The sequence below is a fragment of the Nitratireductor sp. B36 genome (assembly GCF_020833685.1).
Taxonomy (GTDB): domain Bacteria; phylum Pseudomonadota; class Alphaproteobacteria; order Rhizobiales; family Rhizobiaceae; genus Nitratireductor.
The window spans coordinates 481,517-488,548 of the sequence record NZ_JACKZY010000004.1; the positions used below are offsets into that span (position 1 = coordinate 481,517).

At 58.8% G+C, this 7,032-nt stretch carries 5 protein-coding genes; 4 read left to right on the top strand and 1 reads right to left on the bottom strand.

Annotated elements, in window-relative coordinates; translation table 11 throughout:
• Genes H7H48_RS18575 through H7H48_RS18585 form a run of 3 tightly spaced genes read left to right on the top strand, consistent with a single transcriptional unit; the run spans window position 1 to window position 4,130 of the window.
• Window positions 1-2,178 carry a type I secretion system permease/ATPase gene (locus tag H7H48_RS18575; protein WP_229450607.1) on the top strand — a complete coding sequence of 726 codons (2,178 nt, stop codon included), beginning with the start codon at window positions 1-3 and terminating at the stop codon, window positions 2,176-2,178.
• Window positions 2,179-2,231: 53 nt separating this feature from the next.
• Window positions 2,232-3,509 carry an HlyD family type I secretion periplasmic adaptor subunit gene (locus H7H48_RS18580; RefSeq protein WP_229450609.1) on the top strand — a complete coding sequence of 426 codons (1,278 nt, stop codon included), beginning with the start codon at window positions 2,232-2,234 and terminating at the stop codon, window positions 3,507-3,509.
• Window positions 3,510-3,515: 6 nt separating this feature from the next.
• Window positions 3,516-4,130, top strand: a complete 615-nt coding sequence (locus H7H48_RS18585; protein WP_229450611.1) for a ribbon-helix-helix domain-containing protein — start codon at window positions 3,516-3,518, stop codon at window positions 4,128-4,130.
• A gap of 16 nt (window positions 4,131-4,146) precedes the next feature.
• On the opposite strand, the gene H7H48_RS18590 is transcribed toward H7H48_RS18585, so the two are convergent.
• Entirely contained in the window at window positions 4,147-4,857 is a 711-nt protein-coding gene (locus H7H48_RS18590; RefSeq protein WP_229450613.1) for a transglutaminase-like cysteine peptidase, read from the bottom strand.
• A gap of 614 nt (window positions 4,858-5,471) precedes the next feature.
• On the opposite strand from H7H48_RS18590, the gene H7H48_RS18595 reads away from it, so the two are divergent.
• The coding region (locus tag H7H48_RS18595; RefSeq protein ID WP_229450615.1) for a VCBS domain-containing protein at window positions 5,472-7,032 on the top strand (1,561 nt) is incomplete at its 3' end.

Genomic DNA, 7,032 nt, shown 5'->3' on the forward strand with positions numbered 1-7,032 from the left:
GTGGAACAGCTCCGCAATAATCCCGTGGCCGGCACGCCGCTTCAGGCAGGCAGTTTCAGGTTTGCCTTTCGGGAGATTGCGCAGTTTTTGGCCCGTCCGAGCTCGGAGACGGTACTGTTTTCGGACACACCTTTCGATGAAGACAACCCATCCCTTGAGGACATAGAGCGCCTTTCCGCGCGCATCGGGCTCGAGGTGGAGCAGCACAGCCGGCGTGAACTCGCCGGTGGCGCGCTCGATCTGCCCGTGCTCGTCGTTTTCGGAGACGGCACGGCACAGGCGCTCCTCGAGCCGTTGCCCAACGATCACCTGCGCACCACGCTTCTCCCCGATCCTGTCGCGGAAGAAGGCATTGCGCTGAAGGACGTTCTCTCCAGAAACATCCGGTTGATCCTTTCTTTCAGTGTCATCTATCTGAACCAGTCGGAAAGCACGGACTCGACCCAGGCAAAGCAGATCGAAAAACGCCACTGGCTCACGACCACGCTTGCGCCGTTCTGGAAATCCTATGCCCAGGTCGCCATAGCAGCTCTCTTCGTCAATCTGCTTGCGCTGGCCTCGCCTCTGTTCGTCATGAATGTCTATGACCGGGTGCTGCCCAATCAGGCGACAGCCACGCTCTGGGTTCTGGCGCTGGGCGTCGCAGGCGCGATCCTCTTCGACCTGCTTCTGAAAAGCGTGCGCGCGGCACTGATCGACTATGCCGGCCGCAAGGCCGACCTCAAACTGTCCTACCTTCTGTTCGAGAAGGTGCTGCATGCCACCATGGCCTCTCGCCCGATGTCGACGGGCGAATATGCCAATCGGGTCACTCAGTATGAGTTCGTGCGCGAATTCTTTACCTCGAACACGATCAGCACACTGATCGACAGCGTCTTCGTCTTCGTGTTCATTGCCGTCATCTACAGTGTTGCCGGCTGGCTCGCGGTCATTCCCGCGGCGGCATTCGCGCTTGCCCTGATCATCGGTTTGATTGCCCAGTCCCGGATTGGCCGGCGTGTGGCAGCCGCCAACAATGAAGCCGCGCAACGCCAGTCGCTGCTGGTGGAAACGATCTCCACCATCGAAACCGTGAAATCCCTCCGCGCCGAACGCACTTTGCTGCGCCGCTGGAGCGAACTGGCCAAGAACGCGTCGCGTACCGCGGAGGGCATCAAGCAGTTGTCCGCATGGGCAGCGAACATGACGCAGTTCGTTCAGCAGCTTGTGACGGTCGCCCTGGTGGTTGCCGGCGCCTATGAATTCTCTGAAGGCAATATTTCCACCGGTGCAATCATCGCCACGGTCATGCTGTCGGGCCGAGCTGTGGCTCCGCTTGGTCAGATCGCCATGACGCTTTCGCGCATGCGTCAGGCGCTTCTGTCCCTGCGCATTCTCAACGCGATCATGGAACAGCCGGAGGATCGGCCGGAGAGTGCGGGGTTCGTCAATCGCGAGATCCGCTCCGGTGACGTTGACTTTCGCAATGTGGGGTTCACCTATCCCGAGGCAGCAAGCCCGGCGCTGGTGGATTTCAATCTCTCGGTCAAGGGCGGGGAACGCGTCGGCATAATCGGCCGCATCGGGTCGGGCAAGACCACCGTTGGCCGGCTTCTGGCCGGCCTCTATCCACCCTCCAGCGGTAACCTGCTCCTGGATGGCGTGGACATCCGTCAATATCATCCTTCCGTCGTGCGTTCCGCCGTCGTTTTCACCTCGCAGAGCGCAGACCTCTTTTCGGGTTCGGTGAAGGAAAACCTCCTGATGGCGAAGCCGGGCGCAACGGACGATGAGCTGGTTGCCGCAGCGGAAGCGGCTGGCGTCGATGCTTTCGTTGCCCGCCATCCGAGAGGATACGACATGCCGGTGGGCGAGCGTGGCAGCCAGCTCTCAGGCGGACAGAGACAGGCAGTCGCCATCGCTCGTGTTCTGCTCAGCGATCCACGGGTCGTGTTCATGGATGAGCCGTCGGGAGCCATGGATCTGGCGAGTGAGCGCGAACTCATCGCCCGGATGAAAACGGCCTTCCGCGAAGACGTGACGCTGATCATCTCCACCCATCGGCACAGCATGCTGCAGCTTGTCGACCGGTTGGTGGTGATCGATCAGGGGCGCGTCATCGCCGACGGGCCCAAGGAGAGGGTGATCGAGGAATTGCAGAAGAACGCCGGGAGCGGGCGTTCGGGAAGGAAACAATAGGCCTCTTGCTGCTCTTCCATCGGGCGCTCAGGCAAGAAGAAAGGCGGATTGCAATGGACCGTCCTCCACTGGCTGCACGATTGGGGCTGGTCGTGATCGCAGCCCTGATGATGACCTTCATAGGCTGGGCATCGATTGCCGAGGTGCAGGAGATCGCCCGTGGCGAAGGCAAGATCATACCGGTCTCGAAAACCCAGATCGTTCAATCGAGCGAGGCTGGTATCGTTCAGGAAATCGCTGTGACGATTGGGCAGGCCGTAAGCAAAGGCGATCTGATCCTGCAACTCGATGACACGGCGACGGCGTCATCACTTGGGGAAGCGGCTGCACGTGCACGCGCCTTGCGCGCGCAGGTCACACGGCTTGAACTGGAGGAAAAAGGCGAGCTCGAAGGGGAATATGTCTGTCCGGCAGAGCTGCAGGAGGTTGCGCCAGACATCTGCCAGAATGAGGCGAGGCTTCTGAAGGCCCGTGCGGACACTATCAGGAACAAACGCTCTGTTCTGATCGAGCGACGCCTTCAGCGGTTGAATGAGCTCGACGAAGCGCGCGCCAACATCACGCGGCTGGAAGAGAACCTGGAGCTGTCGCAGCGCGAAGCCGATCTTTTGGCGCCCATGGTCAAGCGCAAGCTGGTCGCGCAGACGGAATTGTTGCGCGTCCAGAAGGAACTCGCCGAAACCCGTGGCCAGCTCGAATCCACCCGCGAGGCCGTCGAGCGCATCGAGGCCTCCATAAACGAGGCAACGCTGCAGATCGATGAGCTTGCCCTGCAGATGCAGCAGGAGGCGCTGGCCGAGAAAACGCAGGCGCTGGCGGAGCTCTCCGTCATCGAAGAGACCATTCGCGGTGCGAGTGACCGGGTGGCACGCACGGATATCCGTTCTCCCGTGGACGGCATTATCAACACCCTGGAGGTGAACACGATTGGCGCCTATGTGGAGCCAGGTACAGTCGTGGCCGGCGTGGTACCGACGTCCGACACATTGCTGGTGGAAGCACGAATTTCACCCCGCGATGTCGCCTTTGTCAGGCCCGGGCAGCCCGCGCTCATCAAGGTAACCGCGTATGATTTCTCGATCTATGGCGGGCTCGAAGGTGAGGTATCGAATGTGTCCGCCGACAGTCTTGTGGATCAAAACACCGGCGAAACCTACTATCAAGTGCGGGTCAGAACCGATCAGGCCGAACTGATCCGGGACGGCAAAAGCCATGCGATCTTTCCCGGCATGGTGGCCACCGCCGACATTATGACCGGCAAGAAGACCATACTCGCCTACCTCATGAAGCCGATCAACAAGGCGCGCAATGAAGCGCTTCGCGAGCGGTGAGCAACCATGATGAAACCTGCTGAAATCCCGAGAGATGAGGATTGGGCCTTCCAGCCCAGGTTCCGTGTGCTCCGCGTCGGTAGCGTTCGACGGGGCATTCGCCTCGAAGAGATTTTCTGGACGGTGCTGCAAAAGATCGCCGATGCACGCGATTGTTCTGTGGGCGACGTTATCCTGGCTTGCGAAAGCCGGTTGGAAAAGGGAGCGAACCTGTCCTCGGCTTTGCGGGTCGAGGCGGTAACCTATCTGCAGCAGGAGCTGGAAGCCGCCCTTAGCAAGACCGGTCGACAGGCGGTGCGCAATCAGGTCATGGCGAGCCCCTCACCATGTTTTGCACTGACCGGTGACAAACAATTGATGGCCTACAATCCGGCATTCATCGGTTTCGTCCAGTCCCGCCTGTCAAGTTTGGCTTCCGACGCCACGGGACAGGGCGTTCGACTGTCGCTGGATATCCAGTTTTCAGACTTGATCGAAAAACTCAGGATCGAGGGCAGCGGGCCGGCGACGGTCGGCTTCGTGATCGGCGTCGAGCGTCAGTTGATCCGCGGTCGCCTCAATGCAATTCTCGCCCCGCTGATTGATCGGGAGGCGATCATCGGATTCATTTTGCCCAATTGAGAAACATGGACATCCGTCAGTTCGCGGTGGTGCGTTGATTGGCTATTCCGTGTCCGGAAGCGGCTTTGAAGCCTTCTCCAGGTGCCACATCGCGCGGCAAAGGGGCAAGCGCTGCCACCATGGAATCATCGCGCTCCTTGCCGTGGATCCAGGAGCGTTGGCCGCTGAGCGAATAGAGAGGCAGATAGTTCGGGAGTGCGGTGTCTTTCATCACCCGATCATGCAGATTGTCGAGAATATAGTGTCCCTTGGTCGTGGAAACGGCCAATACCGCGTGAAACAGGGAACGGCTCTGGTCCTGAAGCACAACCACCGACATGCTTGTCAGGGGAACCCCGGCCGCATTGAGGGCAGCCATCTTGAGTATTGCATAATCCTCGCAATCTCCCCGGCCGCGGTTGATGATCTGCATCGGCGTTGCCCATACATCCAACCGGCGATAATTGGCGCGGTCCGACATATAGGTGACAGAACGATTGACCGCTCGATTGATCGCGTCCAGCTTCTGTAGAAACGGCTTGGCTTTGATCTCCTGAACCAGGTGCGAAAGTGCGATCCCGCGTGGTGCGCAATCGCGGTCATCTGTGCATTTGGCGAATTCCGCCCGTTCGATTGACGGGTAAACGCGCTGCCAGCTTGCGGCTGACGGGAGAGCCTTGAAAGGGATGGCCACTGACCCGAACACGCCTGTTGCAGAAGCAGGGTTCTTGAGCTTTTTGCGTCGCATCTCCATTGTGGAGGAGGCTGTAGCATCAATTTTTCCCGCCGGAAGCTCGCCGACAGCCGCATTCCACCGAAGTTTTAACCGGGCAAGGCTATCGCCGGCCGCCGCAATGGCGGTTGAAGCCGTAGGAAAGTTCACGCTGGATGTGGTAAAATAGGAGGTGAGCGTTGTTGCAATATGTCCTGCAACAGTCGGCTGGGGCGTTGCTGTCAGTAGCAGTGCGGACAATAGAAATGACGCACCCCACCGAGTATGTATATTTTTTATTAAATGCATCTTTCCGCCCTCGGATCTTGTGGAAAAGATAGAGGATGCAGATGAAATGCCGATTAAGCGGCAAGGATTATTATGGGTTTGCGGATTTAAGCGTATTTATATAAAAGTTTTATTTGATGTGTAATTTTCCGCTAACCATTTCTGAGCCGCCGACACGTCGCCCTGAGGATGTGAAAGAAGCGGTTTATATTGAAATATATATCATGATATACTTTTAGATTAACCAGAAATAAATATCTCACATAAGCGAATAAAATAATATATCGATCCGCTTTACATTGCATTGTGCCAATTAGACCGGTGTGGCCCGCTTCCTGGAAATCTGTTTCCCGGGGGTTATCATGGCCAACCAAGATCGCACCGATACGTCCGACGCACACACGAATGCTGTCGGAGAAGCGACAGACCACCTATCCGGTCAGGTCGATCGGCCCGCACTTCTGGTCGCACAGGATGATAGCGCCGGAGAACCGGTCCCGGTCGATCCCGCCGCTGGTCAACCCGGGGCCACATCGGTTGTTCTCGAGGTTCCCGAAACGATAACACCGGGCGCGGACAACATCGTTCGGCTCCCGGAAGGTGTCTCCATAGACGAGATCAAACTCGATGGCGACAATCTGGTTCTGGTTCAACCCGATGGTTCGGGCATCACAATCCTCAATGCCGCTCTGAAGGTACCCACCTTCCTGATAGGGGAGGTGGAAATACCCGAGCTGGCGCTCACCGCTGCGCTTCAGGCCAATGGCATCGACGTTGCCGCGGGCCCTGATGGCGCGTTGACCGTCGTTTCCTCTGCCACGCAGAGTGGCGGCGGGAATTTCACCACACCCAATGGCGGTATCGGTGATGCCGGCCCGGTAATCGACCTCCTTCCTCCCACGGCATTGCAATTCGGCGCACCGGAGCGGCGTGAGCTGTTTCCGTCACTTCGCGAAGAACAGGAAAATGATGTTCCCGAGCTCAGCATTGTAGGGATCGGAGCGCGGCCCGGCGAGGTGAACGAGAGTGCACTTGCTTCCGGATCCGGTGGCGGCACGACCACGGCTTTGGGCAATATTCTCGTCGATCCCGGCAATGATGGCCTCGCTTCGCTCATGGTTACGAACGCGCGTGGCGTGAGCGTGGATGTAACGAATGGCGGTCGGGTTGAAGGCGCATACGGAACGTTGCTCGTCACGCGGAACGGCGATGGCACGTACAAGTTCGAATATCTCCTGTCAGAGAACACCACAGATCACGCCAATCCGGGTGAGATTGGTGCGAACGATATCGTCAGAGACGTTTTCAAATTCGTCGTGACCGACGGCAATGGTGATACGGCAACGGCCAATCTCACGATCACCATCACTGATGATGGCCCGGTTGCCGTGGACGACACAGACACGATCGAGCCCGGCGTGTTCGGCCCGGCGACGGGCAATCTGATCACGGATACTGAAGCCAATGGCGACAATGGCGCTGATACACCCGGTGCGGATGGCGCAGTGGTGTCCTCTGTCATCGCGACCTCTGCCGAAGGACCAGCCACCGCTGTCGCAACCGGTACGGTGGTTGAGGGTCTCTACGGCGTTCTGACGATCTCCTCGGATGGCTCATACAGCTATGCGCGCAATCCAGGCACGGCGGGTGGCGTCCAGGATGTGTTCACCTACACGCTGAAGGACGGCGACGGGGACACCGACACGGCGACGCTGACGATCGATATCGGCGACGCGTCGGTCGAAATCCGCACGCCGGGTGTCGAGGAAGATGGTACCATCGTTTTCGAGCGGGGCCTCGCCGAGCGTGGTGGCGAGCCTGCGGGTTCGGGCGAGAGCGCGGATGACGACGGCACGGACAATGACGACCCGTCGGAGGCGACGTCGGGCACGGTGACGTTCACGGCGCCGGATGGCGTCCAGT